This window comes from Pseudoalteromonas sp. 0303 (assembly GCF_013349995.1).
Taxonomy (GTDB): Bacteria; Pseudomonadota; Gammaproteobacteria; order Enterobacterales; family Alteromonadaceae; genus Pseudoalteromonas.
Genome location: NZ_JABVXF010000057.1, coordinates 1 through 18,563, shown reverse-complemented (window position 1 = coordinate 18,563; position 18,563 = coordinate 1). Strand labels below are relative to the sequence as shown.

Annotated in this window: 7 protein-coding genes and 1 pseudogene; all 8 read left to right on the top strand. The window is 41.5% G+C overall.

The genetic code is table 11. The features are described 5' to 3' along the window. A partial coding sequence (locus HUS62_RS21125; protein ID WP_175081046.1) for an Ig-like domain-containing protein occupies positions 1 to 8,945 on the top strand: 8,945 nt, incomplete at its 5' end. Next, positions 8,942 to 11,062: an ATP-binding cassette domain-containing protein gene (locus tag HUS62_RS21120; RefSeq protein WP_175081045.1), complete on the top strand. Its 2,121-nt coding sequence runs from the start codon at positions 8,942 to 8,944 to the stop codon at positions 11,060 to 11,062. The genes HUS62_RS21125 and HUS62_RS21120, both read left to right, overlap by 4 nt. Next, positions 11,062 to 12,369 (top strand): HlyD family type I secretion periplasmic adaptor subunit, encoded by a 1,308-nt coding sequence (locus HUS62_RS21115; RefSeq protein WP_055017294.1) that lies wholly within the window; start codon positions 11,062 to 11,064, stop codon positions 12,367 to 12,369. The genes HUS62_RS21120 and HUS62_RS21115 overlap by 1 nt, the downstream gene beginning before the upstream one ends. Before the next feature lie 12 nt (positions 12,370 to 12,381). Next, complete coding sequence (locus tag HUS62_RS21110) at positions 12,382 to 13,683, top strand: TolC family outer membrane protein (RefSeq protein ID WP_175081044.1); 1,302 nt, start codon at positions 12,382 to 12,384, stop codon at positions 13,681 to 13,683. Positions 13,684 to 13,685: 2 nt separating this feature from the next. Further along, positions 13,686 to 14,264, top strand: coding sequence for an OmpA family protein (locus tag HUS62_RS21105; protein WP_138684499.1), 579 nt, complete (start codon positions 13,686 to 13,688; stop codon positions 14,262 to 14,264). Positions 14,265 to 14,380: 116 nt separating this feature from the next. Beyond that, the gene (locus HUS62_RS21100; protein ID WP_175081043.1) at positions 14,381 to 14,965 is read left to right on the top strand and encodes a YqaA family protein; all 585 of its coding nucleotides are present in this window, start codon (positions 14,381 to 14,383) and stop codon (positions 14,963 to 14,965) included. Between the two features lie 64 nt (positions 14,966 to 15,029). Continuing rightward, positions 15,030 to 15,929, top strand: a complete 900-nt coding sequence (locus tag HUS62_RS21095; protein WP_175081047.1) for a GGDEF domain-containing protein — start codon at positions 15,030 to 15,032, stop codon at positions 15,927 to 15,929. A 76-nt stretch (positions 15,930 to 16,005) separates the two neighbouring features. Next, positions 16,006 to 18,485, top strand: a pseudogene (locus HUS62_RS21090) (DUF2339 domain-containing protein); the annotation flags it as partial. Between the last annotated feature and the right edge of the window lie 78 nt (positions 18,486 to 18,563).

Sequence of the window (18,563 nt, the reverse complement as noted above, 5' to 3'; positions counted from 1 at the left end):
ATGGTATAAACGCGCCAATTGAAGTTCAAGCAACCGTTCAAAACGGCGAGTATGTTACCGATCCGATTGATGCAAGCGCACTAAACGACGGCACACTCACTGCTACAGCCAGCGTATCCGATGTGGCAGGTAACCCTGTTACAGCTGAGGATACAGTTGAACTTGATAACACCGCAGCCATCACAACCAGCATTGATAAAACAGCCGATGGCGTGATTAATGGTAACGGTGAAAGCGCCGCCATGGTCGTGCGTGGCACGGTTAGCGATGTGGAAGACGGTCAAACCGTGACGGTGATCATCAGCGATGGCACAAACCAAGTTGAAACCACGGCACTTGTACAAAACGGCGAATATGTTACCGATCCGATTGATGCCAGTAGCCTAGATGATGGTACGCTCAGCGCTACAGCTACGGTAAGTGATATAGCAGGCAATAACGCAACAGATACAGATACAGTGACTCATGATAAAACAGCTGTGACCAGTATTGATGTGGCAACCGGTGATGATGCATTTATAAATACCGCAGAGCAAGAAAGCGTGGTAGTAAGCGGTGTAATAGAAGAAGCAGATACAAGCCAAACTGCCACGGTTGTCTTTACCGATGTGAACGGAGGCAAAGTCACTGTTGAAAACGTAGTTATTAATGACGAAGGTGAGTGGGCAATCAACGCTACGGATATTTCAGGCCTTGCTGATGGTGTAATTACAGCGAGTGTTAGCGCATTAGACGTTGAGGGTAATTTAGCCACAAACGAAACCAGCTTTACTAAAGACACTACAGTTGCAGTAACAGTTGATATTAACGATACAAACGATGGCGTAATTAACGGCAATAGTGAAAACTTAAATGTTGAAATTACAGGTACAACAGCGGGTGTTGAAGACAATCAAACTGTAACAGTGGTAGTAACAGATGAAGCAGGTAATGAGCGCAGCTTTGAAGCCACTGTTATTAATAATGCTTACACGATTACCGGTGCTGATTTATCAGGGCTAGATGACGGTACATTAACCGCCACAGCCACCGTAAGTGATGTTGCAGGCAATACCGCAACCGATACAGACACAGCCATTCACGATAAAACCGCAGCAACCACCATTGAAATGGCAGCAGGCGATGATGTAGTTAATAGTGATGAGCAAAGTAATGTAGTCGTAAGCGGTGTAATTGATGAAGCCGATGCAAATCAAACAGCCACCGTGGTGTTTACTGATAAAGACGGTAAAAAAGTTACAGTTGAAAACGTCGTTATTGACGCAAATGGACAATGGCAAGTTGATGCAGCAGATATAACAACGCTTGCTGATGGTGAAATTACAGCAAGCGTTAGCGCATTAGATGTTGAGGGCAATTTAGCCACTAACTCAACCACCTTCACCAAAGACGCCACCATTAATATTGATATTGATACCGGCGATAACGGCATTAACAGTAGAGCATTTAAAACTGGTCAAGTAGCCACGCTGAGCGGTACAACTGATGCTGAGGATACCTCTACCGTAACGCTTACTATTTCTGATGGTACCAAAAGTGAAGTAGTAACTGCGACTGTTACAGGTGGCGCTTGGAGTGTTAATGGTATTGATGTGTCTGCGCTCGATGATTCACAGCAGTGGACTATTGTTACCTCTGTTACAGACTCTGCAGGTAATACCGCAGAAGATAGCACGCCAATACTTGATGCGCTTGATAGCCAAACACTTAATGAAAGTAATACAGGTAATGGCGGAACAAGTTCGGCTAAAAGCAGCATAGAAATAGATAACGCAGTGCTTACAATCAGCTCTGAGCAATCAGGTCTTGAGGGTTTAAAAGTAAATGGTGAAGCTGTAACTGTTGCATTAGCAACTGATGGTTTATCGTTAGAAGTTAAAGACTCGCAAGGTAACCTAGTGTTAAGTGTTGCGCTTGCGGGTGGTGAACTTACTACCACGCTACATGCACCAATTGACCACGAAAGTGAGAGTTTACTTACTGATATTTTTGTAGACGCACTACAAACAGATGCCGATGGCACAACCGAACTAGTAGTTGTACCAACAGCCGTTACTATAACCGACTCAGCCCCACAAAGCAGTGACGACAGCTTTACAGTAACCGAAGCCGACACCGATGCAGGTAGCTTAGTCACAAACGACAGTGTAGTAGAGGGCGCACCAACCGTTACAAGCGTTACATTTAAAGGCACTGACTATGATGTAACAGCCGATACACCTGCAACAATAGACACCGATGAAGGCACATTAACGGTTAACAGCGATGGCACATGGAGCTTTGATGCTGATGATGATCGTGACTCAACCCCTTCACCACAGTTTACTATTGAATACACAATAGAAGATCGCGACGGAGTTGGCAGCTCAACCAGTACAGCCACATTTACAGTACAAGATGGCAGTGCGGGCAGCTTTACAAATCAAGCCGCTACTTATACAGAAAGCGATTATGGTGTTATTACCACGAATAACAAATCCTTTAGTGTTGCTGCAGGTTCTGATGCACTTGTTGCTGATTCAATTACCTTTGATGACACTATTGCAAGTTTAAATTCGTTGAATCTAACTAGTTCTGGTTCTGCTATTAGCTTTGTTTTAAGCGGTGATGGTAAAACAATTATAGGCTCTGCAAATGGCAGCGAAGTAATCCGCTTTAGCGTAAGTGCAACGCAAGATGCCAATAGCAAAGATTTAGATGCTAGGGTTCAAACAACAGTCAGCTTACCGCTTGATAACCCTGATGGAGAGAATATTGATTTTGCGCTTTCTGTTAATGGTGAGGATAGTGATGGTACGGTAATTAGCGGTAATGGCAATGTAACCATAACCATTGTAGATGGCACAGGACCACAGCTTACCAATATAGACTCAGCAAACCTTGATGAGTCAGGTTTAGCGTCCGGCTCAGATACATTTAGCGGTACATTAGATACTGTTATTGGCAGTGATAGCTTTTCGTCATTAACCTTTGCTGTTACAGGCTCGCAACCTGCACTAACCTCTGGTGGCGAGGCTATTCAATATACCTTAAGTGAGGATGGCTTAACGCTTACAGCACATACAGGTGATATAAATAACCCTGTATTTATTGCTACTTTACCTGAGATCACAAACAGCACAAGCAGCCAAGCAAACTTACAATATACAATTGAGCTTATTCGCCCTCTTGATAATAACGGTAATAGTAGCTTTAACCTTGCAATTGAATTGAAAGATCAAGATGGCGATATTGATGAGGAAAATATTACTGTAAACGTTACAGATAGTGCTAATGCAACGCAAACCTCGCCAACGTTCAATGTCGCAGAAAGCCCAAAAACAGGCAGTACTGGTCAGTCCGATACACAGAGCATTACTATTACGGCTGGCGGTGAGGCTGTTAAATCACTTGGTATGAATGTAGCTTCAGGTCAGGCGGTACTTGATAGCAATGGCAATGCTCTTACCCAAAACGGTGAGCCGATTACATGGCAAGTTAATGAGGATGGTACCGCAAACGGTGTAGTTAATGGCGTTACTGTATTTACGGTAACTCTTCCAACTGATGTGGATGTAGCTGCAGGCACCTCTGAAAGTTACAACATTGCCTTTGAAATCGTAGGGGCTATTGATCATTTAGATTCACAAGAAGCAACGCTTGCTATTAACGTACCTATTATTTCAACTGATGCCGATGGCACTAGAGAACAAAGTGCATTAGCAGTAAACGTAGAAGATGGTCAGTCTCCGAGTGTCACAACTTCAGGCGATAGCGCTCCTGTGGTTGATGAAGAAGGCTTGCGTAATAACGACTCAATTAAAACCGAGGGCAATATTAGTGTTACGTCAGGCTCAGATGAAGTTGTTGAAGTGAAACTAGCTGACAACTTTAGTTTTTCTGGTTACACCTCTTCAGGTGAAGACGTTACGCTATCAAATACAGCTGACGATAATGGCTGGTATTTAGCAACAGCACCAACAGGCGAAAATGGGGCAGCTGAAACAGTTTTCCGCGTTAGGTTTAATGCTGATGGAACCTTTGAGTATGAGCAATTCAAAGCCTTAGACCACGAAGCGGGCAATGGAGAAAATACACTTGATGTAACAATCGATTTAGTAGCGGTAGATGCCGACGGGGATATATCAAATTCACAAAGTGTTGTTGTTGCCACAGTAACTGATGACATCCCAAGCTTACCTGGAGCAAGTAAAGCATTGACGGAAGGTGAAACCGTTACAATCGATTTATTAGCTAACCTTGAAGGGGGAGCTGATGGGGCGACGGTAACAAGCATTACTTATAACGATGTGGTTAGAAATGTGGGCGATACATTCGCTTTAAATGATGGTGATGAAGATTATGGTACTGCTACAATTAATTCAGATGGTAGCGTAACAATTACCACCACTACATTTGGCTCATCAGCTAATGATTTTGTTGACACAATTACTTATGTTGTAACAGATACTGACGGTGATACAGCGACAGCAGATTTATCACTGACTACAAGTGATTACATTGGTGAGATGACTACCACTGCAACAGATGCCAATGAAGATGGCTCTTCTACAATTACTGTTACCGTAACCCCAGGCGATATTGACCAAAATGAAACGGTTACTCAAATACGTATTGAAGAAAGCTCCTTACAGGGTGGAAAGTTATTATTAAATGGCAGTGAGCTAACAGCTACCGGTGGTTATTATGTACTAAGTGGCAGCCAGTTAAGTATTGATGCTAATGGCGTAGCAACTATAAACGGCGCTTTAACATTTGAACCGCTTGCAGATAGCTCAAACCAAACTCAAACGGTAAACCTAACTATTGATGCAACAGTAACGACTGATAATGGCAATCGTGAATACAACGCCACTCAAGCAGTAAGTGTTATATCAGTGGCCGACACCCCTGATTGGGATGACACAAACGATTACAGTTACACAACAGCAGAAGATACCGAAGCTACTATTAAGATTGGCGCTTCACTGCAAGATACAGATGGATCAGAAACACTCACTTATATAATCAATAATATACAAGAGGGCTTAATTGTTAGTGCCGATGGCCGTGAACTATCAAACGGTGATGAAATAACCGCAGCAGAGGCGCAAAGCTTAACTGTCGTTGGCGAAGAGCACGTAGCAGGCACGTTTACATTTGATATTACTGCAGTTGCTACTGAAGCTGAAAATGATGATAGTGCATCATCAAACACGCAAACGGTAACGGTTGAAATAACTCCTGTTGCTGATGAACTTCGCTTATTTGTGCGAAACCAAACCGTAGATGAAGATGCGCTCACCCCAGCTATCGATTTATTTAGTGGTTTACTTGTAGATGAAGATGGCTCAGAAACACTGCGTTTTGAAGTTGAATTACCAGAAGGTTTTGAGCTAGTAGATGAAAATGGAAATGTATTAACTCAAGATACAGATGGAAATTGGCTAGTCAGTGATACAGAGCTGCAAGCAGGGAACATATTCTTAAAACAAAAAGAAGATGCCAGCCGTGCAACCGATGCTACCTTCGATATTACGGTTACAGCTATTGCAACAGAAACCAGCACCGGTGAAGAAGCACGTACACAGCCAGATACTCTACAATTAACTGTTATAGGTAAAATAGATCCGCCAGAGCTAGATGAAGAAAATAGCAATGATAACTGGGCATTTGCAGAGGTAGATGAAAACAACTTTACGCTGCAAAACACTCAAGGTACGGAAGATACTAACCTACGTTTAGATTTTTTAATTGTGACCTCTGATGTGGATCAGTCAGAAGCAATTAGCTTAGTTATTTCTGACTTACCAGACTCGGTAATGCTAGTTGATGTAAACGGCGACCCAGCAGATTTACCAATTGTTGGTACTGATGCTAACGGCAAGCCAATGTACAGCTTAACGGCTGCAGAGATGGAGAATTACTATTTAGCGCCTGTTGATGACTTTAGTGGTGAAGTTAACTTTAATATTAAAGTAGTTCCAACAGAAGCTGATGGTGATACTAATGATTACAACATTGCTGTAACCACAAACTTTAACCCAACAATCGACAATAATACGCAAAGCCTAGCAACAACGTCTGAGGGTAATGAAGATACACGCATTGCACTTAACTTTAATCCCGATTTAATCGACAGCGACGGGTCAGAAACAATAACAGGTGCCGTAATTACAGGCATACCAGCAAACACTACCTTGTATGTTGATGGCAACGAAGTGAGTGTAGGTAGCGGGTATGATTTAGCTGATTTAATTAATGACGAATACCCAACACTTGAGGATGTTTTAGCCAGCGATAGAGTGCGTTTACTGCCTGATGAGGATTTCTCAGGCACGCTTACTGTTGATGTACTTTATACCGTGACCGATACATCTGATGTAGGCAGTGTGAGCGAAGACATTAGTAGTCAAGTTACAGTAACCGTAAACGGGCAAGTTGATACCCAAAGCAGTGCCGAGCGCGATAATAGTGGTGCTGTTACCCGCCTTGAAGCAACCGATGAAACAATAACGAGCTCAAGCAGAACAATGAGCTTATCAGGTGCTGTTAGCTTTACAGAAGAAGATATCGATGGCTCTGAGGTTATTACTCATATAGAAATAATACTCCCTGATGGCGTAAATATAGAGGTGCTTCATCCAAATGGGGCGTACCCAGATGGCTCTGGCCGTTGGATTATACCTATTGATGCAGGTACAAGTGACACAGTACAAGATGTAATTAGTGACTTACTTGCTGATGTGACCTTAGAAGCGCAAAACTCTACGGGTGATATAGATGTTACTGTTAAAGCGCGCGTAGCCGATGGCAGCCACGCCGTATTATTAAGTGACAACTTTACCGTTAACTTTAGTGTAACAGGTGAAGGGAGCAGCTCAGAAGCTTCTGAAGTAGGGCAATTACAAATTTCAGTGGTTGATGCTGTAGAAGATGAAGTTGTTGATTTTACAGGCCATATTAATACCAGCTTGACTGATGATGAAAACGACACCGTGACTGTTTACATAAGCGCAGACAGCTTACCTGAAGGCCTTATTATTGAAGGTGACGGTGTTATCGCAATCCCTGGGGATGATGGTGAAGTTGCTGAGTATATTATTCCAGAAGAGTCGCTTGGCAACTTAAGCTTTACCAGTGCAGGCGATGACTACTCAGGGCAATTAATCATTCCGGTAACCATTATTGCAGTAGATGATGATAGTGGTGATGAGTATATTGATGACACTCAATCTTTAGAAATAGATGTAACCCCTGTCGCCGACGGTGGTGAGTTTAGCGCTGCTATTAACAAAATTAAAGAAGATAACCGCACCACAGCGCTTGGCTTAACGTTAGCATTAACCGATTTAAACCAAGTGGATGATGATTCAAACCCTCAGCAAAATGGGGGAGTTGAAGAGGTTGATTTCAGTCAGCCTATTACTATTACTTTACCGGACGGTGTGGGGCTATATGACCCTAATAATATGTTTACCGACAACGGCGATAACACATACACCTATAACGGGACAGAAGCAGAGTTTGCCGCTGCGCTTGCAGGTATTGGCGTTGAGCCAATTGAGGACCAATCAGGAACTGATATTGATATTCAAATAACGGCAACCATAGTTGATACCGCACAATTAAGTACAGGTACAGCTACAGCTACAACGCAAGTTACTAATACAATTAGTATTGCAGTAGAGGCGGTAACCGATGAAGCCGTATTAACAGTGGCAGATGCACAAGGGAGCGAAGATGCCGATATAGCATTAGCAGGCTTAAGCGCGCTTCTAAAAGATGATGATGGCTCTGAAACTATATCAATTACTATTTCGGGCGTACCAAAAGATGCCGTATTAAAAGACGCTGATGGTAATTTACTTGTTAATAACGGTAAAGACGGTGGCACCTTTAATGGTGAAGACACCACAAGCTGGACCGTAACTGCAGAGCAATTAGCTGGTTTAATTATTGTACCGCCGCTTGATTTTAGTGGTGAGTTTGAATTAACCCTAAATGCGCTAACACAAGACGAATCACCTGGTGAAATTGTACAAACCTCAGCCTCGTTTATCGTTGTAGTAAACCCTGAAGCGGATGCGCTCGATTTTTCTAAGCAGCCGTTTGAAAGCTACGATGGGCAAGAAGATGACACTATAACTATTGACCTTGAAGCATTTAGTGAAGAGGCTGATGGCTCAGAGACAATTCAGTTAACGGTTAATATAGCAGCCGATTCGGACAGTAGTGCTCTTGAGTATATTGACGGCGAAGCGTTTATTACTATTGGGAGTGAAACTGTATTCTTTACCAGTGATGGTAATGGCGGCTTTAGCGCAACAATTACAAGCGATAGCAGTTCAATAGAAAACTTTGACTTTAATGCCGGTGGTCTTGCGTTTGGTACATTGAACATGAGTGTCGATGTAGCAACAGTTGATAGCGCAGAAATTAATGGCGAAACAGTAACAAGTGTGGGTGATACACAATCATCAGAGTTTATTATTGAGTTAGAGCCTCAAGCTGATGCGCCTGTATGGACTGCCGCAAATGATGTTACAAGTAATTCAACCAACAATATTGCCCTAAACTTAGATGCAGACTTGCAAAACCCTGCAGCAGATGAAACCGGCTATATTGAAATTACCGGCTTACCTGATGGATACAGCTTTAACTTTGGAGAAAAAGTAGGTGATACGTGGACCGTTGATATTGCTGATATTGAAGCTCTCGAAATTATTGACGCCGATGCAGGTGATAGCTTCACGCTAACGCTCAATGCATTCGCTACACTCGATGGTGAAACGCAACAAGCGGCTACAGAGGAAGTGAATGTAACTATTTCTGACTCGGCTACAAGTAACTCAGCGCGTACAGCAAGTGCCAGTGGTGCTGATTATAGTGAAATGTCTGGTAGTGGCGACACTGCACATGATGAGACTATTGCGAGTATGACTAGTGGTGATGAAAACGTATGAAGCTAATCCTTAACCGGGAACAAATGTTGGCACTCGGTAAGCATATTGCCGATGCCTTGCATTTGCGTCATCAAAGCGACAACTTGTTACTTGGTTTACCAAGTAATGAGTTTTCGGCGCATCATTTAGAGCAAGCATTAAGTAACATTAATGTAAGTGCTCAACTACAAACTACGCCTAAACATTATGCTTATCCCGCTTTGGTACTCGATAAAGATGGTTTTTTCTGGCTTTTTGAAAACGGCGGTAAAAGTACGTTTAGCTCACAAGATGATGCAAATCCCAAGCAGTTAACAGACATAGATATAGAGCTTATATGGTACTTATCGCACGATAATGTAACCGATGAACGCTCTGAAAAACTCCACACCCGTATTCCAAGCTGGCTAAGGCCTGCGTGGGATCAGGTAAAGCCATTTTATAACTCATTATTATTGGCCTCACTAACTGTGAATTTGCTCGCTTTAGTGGTGCCATTGTTTACCATGAATGTGTATGACCGTGTTGTGCCAAACGAAGCTATGGATACGTTATGGGTGTTAGCAACGGGTGCAACAATAGCGATTGTATTTGACTGGCTTTTAAAACAAGCGCGAGGGCATTTGACTGATGCCGCAGGCAGGCAAATAGATTTACGTATTAGCAGTATGTTGTACGCTAAAATACTCGGTATGAGGCTAGAGCAGCGCCCAGCTTCTTCTGGTGCTTATGCAAAACAAGTACAAGATTTTGATAGCGTAAGGGAATTTATCACCTCTGCAACCTTGGTCTCTGTTATTGATTTACCCTTTACCTTATTGTTTTTAGCTTTAATTTTTTGGCTCGGGGGATTAATTGTACTTATTCCTGTAGCCGTGCTTAGTGTTGTTATTATTACAAGTGTTGTACTCCAAGCTAGATTAAATGAAAGCGTAGAGCAGGCATCTAAGCTATCTACCCAGCGTCAAGCGTATCTAATTGAAAATTTAAACCAACTTGTTGAGCTTAAGCAAATGAATGGCCAAGCAGGGGCACAACAAAAGCTTGAGCAAACACTCGCACAAATGGTTGATTGGCAAAATAAATCACGTCACAGTGCAACAACTCTAACGCATACCGTTTCTAGCCTCAGCCAATTTACCAGTATTGGATTAATCGTTTTCGGTGTGTACTTAATTAGTAATGGCGATATTAGTATGGGCGCACTGATTGCTATTGTTATGTTAAGTGGGCGTGCATCAGGGTCAATATCATCGTTGGCTGGGCTTGTTTTAAAGTACAAGCAAACTCAAACGGCTATTGAGTCCGTTAAAAATATAATGGCGTTAGAGCAAGAGCAGCAAAGCGGCGAAAGTACCATTGATGCAACGTTAAGTGGCAATATTACAGCTCGTTATTTAAGTTTTCAATATCATGAGCAAGAACTTGAAGCTATTCACAATATTAATTTTGATATCAAAAAAGGTGAAAAAATTGGTTTGTATGGACGAGCAGGGTCCGGTAAGTCTACCTTACTGGCTATTATTGCAGGTCAATACAGAACAACGTCTGGGCAACTATTAATAGATGACATTGACATAAAATACTGGTCTTTAAGTGCGTTACGTAAACAAAGCGGCTGGGTAGCACAAAGCCCAAGCCTATTTTATGGCACTGTGCTTGAGAATATCACGTTAGGCGCTCAAGACATCAACCCAACGGAGCTGGCAAAAGCGCTTGTGCAATCAGGTGTGAGTCGCTTTATTGATCGCTTAGAGTCGGGACTTGAAACGCAAGTAGGCGAATTCGGCCGATTTTTATCTGGAGGACAACGACAAGCTGTTTGCATTGCTCGCGCAATATTACAAAGTGATAATTCATTACTCCTATTAGATGAGCCTTCCTCAGCTATGGATGAAGGGCATGAAAAACTATTAATTAAAACTTTAAAAGAGCGTACAGAAACTGTGGTTATTTCTAGCCACCGCAAAGAGATGCTCTCAATATGTGACAGGATTTTTGTTATTGACCATGGTCGATTAAAGAGTATAGAAACCCCCAAATCATTATTTAGCGAAAAAGTATCGGGCGGCGTAAAACTGGTGAGTAAAAAAGTGACGCGAGTAAGTAATGCCAATAGTGGGAGCGTGTCTAAATAATGGCTGATTTATATATGGGGCAGCTGCAAGCTGCAAAGCAAGCTAAGCGGTTGGTTATTATTGTTTTTATTTTGCTGTTTTCAGTCGTTTTGTGGGCCAAGTTTGCTAAGCTAGAAGAGGTAATTATTGGACAAGGCACTGTTATTCCTGTTCAGCGTGTACAAACAATAGAAAACCTCGACGGTGGCATATTAAAAGAAGTACTTGTACATGAGGGACAGTTAGTTGAAGTGGGCGACCCATTGCTTTTAATTGATGAAACTCGCTTTGCCGCAGCATTTGCTGAATCAAGCCAAGAGCGAGAGTCTTTACTTGCTAGGCGTAACCGCCTGTTAACAGAGCTTAAAAGTGTTGAACTTGATGATAAAAGTAGTTTTGGAGCCACAATTCAGCGCCTAGAAATACCACGAAAAGGCGTGTCGCCAGAGGTATATAGGCAAGCCTATAACACTTACACATCTCGTTTAACTCAGCTCGAGTCACAATTACAGCAGCGTACGCAAAGCTTATTGCAACAAGAGCAGGCAAGTAATGAACAACTGGCTAATATTTCAGCGTTAAAGCAAAGCTTAAAGCTTACGAGCAGAGAGGTAGAGTTAACGCAAAGCGCAGTAGATGCTGGAGCCGTTGCTGAAATGGAACTGGTTAAGTTACAACGCGATGAAATTGCAATGAAAGGTGAACTAAACCAAGCTACGGCACTGCTACAGCAGCTTAGAGCAGCCAAAAGCCAGGTACTTGAAGAACGCAAAGCGATTGTATTTGATTATTTAGCCGATACACAAAATCAGTTAGATGAAGTGAGTAATGAACTGGCCAAAATTTCACAAAGTAGTAAAGCGCTTGAGGACAGGCTGTTAAAAGCACAGGTAAGAGCGCCTGTAAGAGGAACGGTTAAAAATATAGTCTCGCGTTCTATCGGCAGTGTCATCGACCCTGGTGAAGTTATGATGGAAATTGTGCCGCAAAATGATCAGCTCTTAATTGACACTAAAGTACAGCCTAAGGACATTGGCTTTATAAGAGTGGGTATGCCAGCAAAGGTAAAATTTACTGCATATGATTTTGTTATATACGGAGGTTTAGAAGGTGAGGTCACATACATTAGTGCGGATGCGCAATATTTAGAAGATGGCACCGCTTATTACCAAGCTTTTATAAAAACCACCGTAAGTCAGATTGCTCAGCAGCCTATCATACCGGGTATGCAAACTCAGGTAGATATAATTACTGGGAAAAAAACTGTTTTAGATTACTGGTTAAAACCTTTGCTAAGAGCAAAGGCAAATGCCATGCGTGAACCATAATAGGAATATTAAATGCGAATTATAGGATTACTCTCTGTTTTAGCTTTAACACCAGGGTATGCAAGTGCTCTTACATTAGAGCAGTCGGTAGCAGAAACATTAAATACAAACCCTCGCTTAATGCAAAAGTATGCGAGCTTTGAAGCTAAGTATCGTGATAAACGCAGTGCATTTAGTGAGTACTTACCACAAATACGGTTATATGCGGCCTATGGCTATGAGCATGTGAATTATAAATCGGGCAGCGAATTTGACACAGAATTAGACCGCCGAGAATTGGGCTTAAAAATTACACAAATGCTGTTTGATGGTTTTAGCACTTCTTCTGAGGTGGCTAGATTAGATAACGAAGCACGCGCCGATCAACTCGGTTTGATCTCTGAGGCAGAAAATATCAGCCTTGAAGTTGTTAAAGTCTATTTAGAGTTATTAAAAGCAATTGAATTAATTGAATTGTCTGAAAAAAATATCGAAATACATAAAAAGATTTTAAGTGATATTGAGCAGCGCCACCAACGTGGTTTATCAAGTGATGCCGATGTAGCTCAAGTGCAATCACGTTTAGCAACATCACAGTCTGGCTACTTAGCGGCTAAAAACAACTTATTAGACATACAAGCAAATTACTATGATCTAGTCGGCAAGTACCCCGAAAACCTTGTTATTCCTAAAGCAGATGCGCATTTTATACCTAGCTCTTTAGAGGAAGCGATGAGAATTGCAAAAAGCGCACATCCTGAGATTGCTGCCGCTATTTACGATATTCAAGCTGCTGATAAACAAATACAAAGAGAGAAAAGTGGGTATTGGCCTAAAGTGAGTTTAGAGCTTGATGTTGCAGATAACCGAGATATATCAGGATCGCCTGGGCGAGATGTCAATGGCCGTATAATGCTAACTATGAGTTACGATTTATACAGCGGCGGTAAAACTAATGCTGATACTGATGCCGCAAAATGGCGCTATCAAGAAGCTGTAGCTGTAAAAGATTCAACCCACAGACAGGTCAAAGAGGCTACTAGCTTCGCGTGGAATGCTTATGTGTTTTTAGACGAGCAAAAGAAGTTTTATCAGGAAAACGTTGGTTATGCTGAAGTGGCACAACAAGGTTACGAAAGACAATTTGGCTTAGGGCGTCGTTCATTATTAGCTGTACTTGATTCGCAAATTGAATTATTCACAGCAAGAAGAAACTATATTGAATCAGCTTATGATCAACGTATTGCCAGCTACAGGTTGATCAATGCAACGGGTCGTTTAGTAAGTGCCTTAAAAGTAGATAAGCCAGACTCTTGGCAGCTTGGAGATAGATAATAATGAAAAAAATAGCTTTATTAAGTGCCGCTTTACTTTTAACAGCCTGTGCGACAGAGCCAGGTCCGTACGAGCAAAAATTACAGTCTAATGATTTACTTGATCAAGACCAAGATGGGGTTATTAACGAGCGCGATAAATGTGCAGACACGCCCTTTAAAGCGGTAACAGATAACGACGGTTGCCCGCTTGAGGAAAACATAAGCACAACTCGTGGGGTGGTAATTAACTTTGAATTTGATAAGCATGCACTTACTACTGATGCAAAGCAAAAAGTAGCCGAGTTTGCTCGCTCTATTGAAAATTCACCACTACTGAGTGTTATTTTAATAGGCGATACCAGTAAAAAGGGCTCACTTGAATACAACCGAAAGCTAGCGTTAAAACGTATTGAAACGGTTAAATCAGCACTGCTTGCGCTTAATGTGAGCGAAGAGCAAATTTCGCAACAAACGTTTATCGAAACTAAAAAAATTCCGACAGAGCTACAAGGCCGAGAAACGCGTGTTATTGCTTTAGTTGAAGGTGAGCAGTCTAGCGTTATGCAAATGCAGTTTGACGTATATAACTCAACCATTTAAATAGCGCACAACAATGGATAATAGCCCGTTTTATAACGGGCTTTTTTATGCTTAAGCGTACCTTAATACTCTTACTATACACTGTGCTTACAATGGCAAATTATTAAGGGATTTACATGGCTATTCAAAAAAAACTAAAAGAAAAAACACGGCACTTTATAGATTCTAAACATATGCTAACAGGCATTACCGTAGCGTCGTTTTTAGAATCTACGATAGTGCCTATCCCGCTTGAGGCAGTGCTTGTTCCGCTTATGCAAGCGTGTCGTGAGAAGCTGTGGTTAATCGCCCTTATGGCGACATTAGGCTGTATTATTGGTGCTTTATTTGGTTATGCACTGGGTTATTATTTATTTGACGCGATAGGTGACTGGGTTATTGAAATGTTTTCGAGCCAAGAGCAGTTTGAAAATGTAAAGCAGCAAATGCAAAATCAAGGGTTTTGGTTTGTAATGACGCTGGGAATTGTGCCTATTCCGTTTCAGATTGCGATGCTCGCTGCAGGCGCTACAAAGTACTCTATAGCTTTGTTTTTATTAGCTTCTGGTATTGCTCGTTCAATTCGCTATTTTGGATTAGCAATAGTGGTGTATTACGCAGGTAATAAAGCTGAGCGTATTATCAGCAAGCACAAAACTAAGACCATGATTGGGTTAACTATTTTAGTTGCAATTGGCTGGGGTGTTAGCACATTAATTTAAATTAATCAGTTTTAGTTTATGGTATAGTTTTTAGCAACAATAATAAGTTTAAATACAGCTTATGATGAATCCGGAAAAAGTGAGCCTCAAGCTCAGCCGTTTTGTAAAAATTACCAGATTAAACAAACTGTTAATTTTAGCTACGCTGGCGTTTATTATTGGCTTTTCAATTTTTTCGTTAATGCGCTTTCCTTTATTGGATTTCAAGCAAAATCTCTACGGCTTTACCACTGACTTTATTAACTTAGTGGTCATTTTTACTATTTTCTTTGTGGTGCAATGCTCACAGTTAGCTAAAAAAGCCTACGTGTATGTCAGTATCGGTTTAATGTTATGGATTGTAGGCTCTACTGCCGATGTGCTTGATGAAGTGACACGCCAACCTTATTGGGTGAGCAACTACATTGAAGATTTATGTCGCACATTGGGCATGTTAATTACCGCTTATGGTTTATTTAAAACTATGCACTTTATGCAGCGAATGCACACTCGGTTGGCGCAAGAATTTATCATAGATGATTTAACTAAAGTGTATAACCGACGCTGTTTTTATCAGCATGTGAAGGAGGTTGTTAATAATCCTTACACTGTTTTAATTATAGATATTGATCATTTCAAACTTATTAATGACGATTTTGGCCATGATGTGGGCGATCGGGTGCTTAAACAGTTCGCAGATAAAGTGAACCATCTTTTTAAAAATGAAAATATTTTTGCTCGCATAGGCGGTGAGGAGTTCGCCGCTTACCTGCCTAGTTATGAGCTTGATGAAGTGCTTAACTTTGCGCAGACTATTCTAGAGACTGCTCGAACTGTTACAGTACAAAACCAACGCTCTTTAACGGTTAGTATAGGTATTGCGCACCGAAGTAGCGAACAGACCTTTGACAATGTAATGAAACGTGCAGAACAGGCATTATACCGAGCCAAAAAAACAGGCCGTGATCGCCTTGAGGTTGCTTAAACATAGTAATTTTATAAAATAGATTTCGCTCATGCTGTTTTTGGGGGCTTGTGTTGCGAGATAAAAAAGGGACTGTATGGATGAGTTAATCGGATTAGCAATTATTGTCGATTGTTGCAGGGGCTATTTGTGGATTAGTGGCCTTAGTGCAATTGAACACCCTTAAACAAGAGGTTGCAGTATTAAAACTAAAACTATTACAGTTCGAGTTAAGCTCAAATGCAGCAAAAAATGAAAAATCCTCCGCTGACCCTCAAGTAGATAACGCAATACCTCTAAACTGCTCAGATATTCCTGCTGCTGTTAATAAACCAGCGAGCATTAAACCTCCACCACCTCGTAAAACGATAACTAAAAAACCATCGAGTATTGAACTACTTTTTTAAACAATTACGTGCAGGCTTCGAGAAAAATTGGATGACCTGGATTGGTGCTATTGCTTTGGCTTTAGGTGGCGTGTTTTTAGCAAAATACAGTTTAGAGGCGGGGCTACTTTCACCTGCAATGAGGCTCAGTGCCGGTGGATTATTTGGCATTGGCTTAATTGCAGCTGCGTATTATTTACATTATAAACGTATCGTTTTTGAAGGCTTTAATAATTACATTCCAGCAGCCCTTGCCAGTGGCGGCTTTATGACTTGTTTTGCCTTAATGTTTTTGGCCTATAACAGCTTTAGCATGCTAAGTGCTGAGTGGGCATTTATTGGCTTAGCAGTTATTGCTGTGTGTGCTAGTGCAATGGCAATAAAGCTAGGCCCTTTACTTGCTGTAATAGGCATTATAGGCGCTTACAGTGTCCCTGTTTGGGTAAATACGGGCAGTGGGCAGTTATTTTCTTTGCTTATTTATGTTGCCCTTGTGAGTGTTGCCGCAGCAGTTGTGGCACATAAAGTACAGCGAGTGTGGTTGTGGTATTTACTATGGGTAGGGCATATTGGCTGGTACTTGGTTGGACTCACTCTATTTAACTACGACACAGTGTGGTTAATAGGCGCTTTTGCGTTGTTAAGTATTTTAGGATTAATCGCTATTGCACGCTTAGGCTTGGGCTTTAACACCCTTGAAGTACGCCCGCACAGCTTTAAACGGTTAGTTAATTTATTTCCAGACCACGGTTTGTTACTGGCCTTTATGGCGCCTTTAATGATTGCCATGCTGTTGAGTGTGTTTAATTTACAATGGCAAATCGTAGCGTTATTAAGCATCGCTTTGTTACTATTTTTAGTGTTAAAAAATAGTCGTTGGGATGTATGGCAGGGGGTCTCTTTAGTGGTTGCGCTGTTACTAGTGGTCAGCGCTAAACAAACTTATGCCTTTGATGGCGCGTTATTCATTTTTAAAAAAGAATACGGGCTAGGCTTATTACTTGCTCTTGGGTTAAGTGGCTATGGACTCTATTTTGGTAATAAATACTCAAAACGATTAGCTTTTCATTTGCTTGCTTCATTAAGCGTGTTTGCATTAGTTGGCACTTTGTATGCGATCATCCCAAATACGGCTTTAGCAACCGCTTATCCACTTTGGGCGGTATTGTTATGTTTAATGAGTGCGGTGTTAATTAAATTTACGCAAAATAATACAACCTTATGGCAGCGTTTTAGTTATTGGGTGGGGGCAAACGCCAATATCACCTTAGCAATTACAATGTTACTGAGTGATAGTGGCCTTACCATTGCACTGGCTGTTCAAGTATTACTGCTGAGCTTACTGATAAAAAAATACAATGTGGCTATGCCACACTGGCCAATAAAAGCCCTTGTGGCAGCATTACTTTTACGCCTTACCTTATCGCCGTGGACGCCTAGTTATGATGATCTAACTATCTTTGGTTTGCATTGGAGCTTAGTTGTTTACCCGCTGTGTATTGGGTTATTTTTTGCAGCAGCTAAATGTTTTAATACTTCAAAACTAAAAATATGGTTAGAGGGGGCGGCACTGCATTGTTTAGCGTTATTTGTGACAACCGAAACCAGTTATCAACTGGTAGGGCACTACCCTCAGTTGTTTTCTTTAAGTTTTTATGAGCAAGTTTTGCTCAGCTGTAACTTGCTTGCTTTAGGCTGCGTTTATTTATATCGCGCGCAAAGTGCAGGGCAGCTGGGTAAGTTATACCGCACTGCAGGTTTGATTTTATCAGCGTTAGCTGGCTTATTATTAATCAATACAACGTTGGATGATAATCCGTTATTAATGCGTCTTTATGTTGGTGAAACGCCAATATTTAACTGGGTGCTTTTAATCTGGTTCGTCCCTAGCCTGCTGGCGTTATGGTTAGCGAGTTTAGTTAAATCGTTAAATGCTAAATTGAGTCAAATTATACTCGGTGTGTCTGGTTTATTAGCGATGTTAGCTATCAACACCTTGATCCGCCAATATTGGCAAGGCGGCTTTATTTACCTTGATAAGGCAACCAGTGACGCCGAGCTATATAGCTATTCGGTTATTTGGTTATTACTTGGCGCATTGGTCGTGATAGCCGGGCATTTAAAACAGCTGCGGTTATTACAAAATGTCGGTTTGGGGATTCTTGGTGCAGTAATCGTTAAAGTATTTTTAACACGGCAAGATCATTATAAATTGAACTTATAGAATATGTAGTGATCAGATCAAGGCATAATAATCACCTTGGTCACG

Excerpts from the sequence above, each read along its gene's own strand:
- HUS62_RS21120 (WP_175081045.1), top strand. The coding sequence starts at position 8,942 with ATGAAGCTAATCCTTAACCGGGAACAAATGTTGGCACTCGGTAAGCAT.
- HUS62_RS21115 (WP_055017294.1), top strand. The coding sequence starts at position 11,062 with ATGGCTGATTTATATATGGGGCAGCTGCAAGCTGCAAAGCAAGCTAAG.
- HUS62_RS21110 (WP_175081044.1), top strand. The coding sequence starts at position 12,382 with ATGCGAATTATAGGATTACTCTCTGTTTTAGCTTTAACACCAGGGTAT.
- HUS62_RS21105 (WP_138684499.1), top strand. The coding sequence starts at position 13,686 with ATGAAAAAAATAGCTTTATTAAGTGCCGCTTTACTTTTAACAGCCTGT.
- HUS62_RS21100 (WP_175081043.1), top strand. The coding sequence starts at position 14,381 with ATGGCTATTCAAAAAAAACTAAAAGAAAAAACACGGCACTTTATAGAT.
- HUS62_RS21095 (WP_175081047.1), top strand. The coding sequence starts at position 15,030 with ATGAATCCGGAAAAAGTGAGCCTCAAGCTCAGCCGTTTTGTAAAAATT.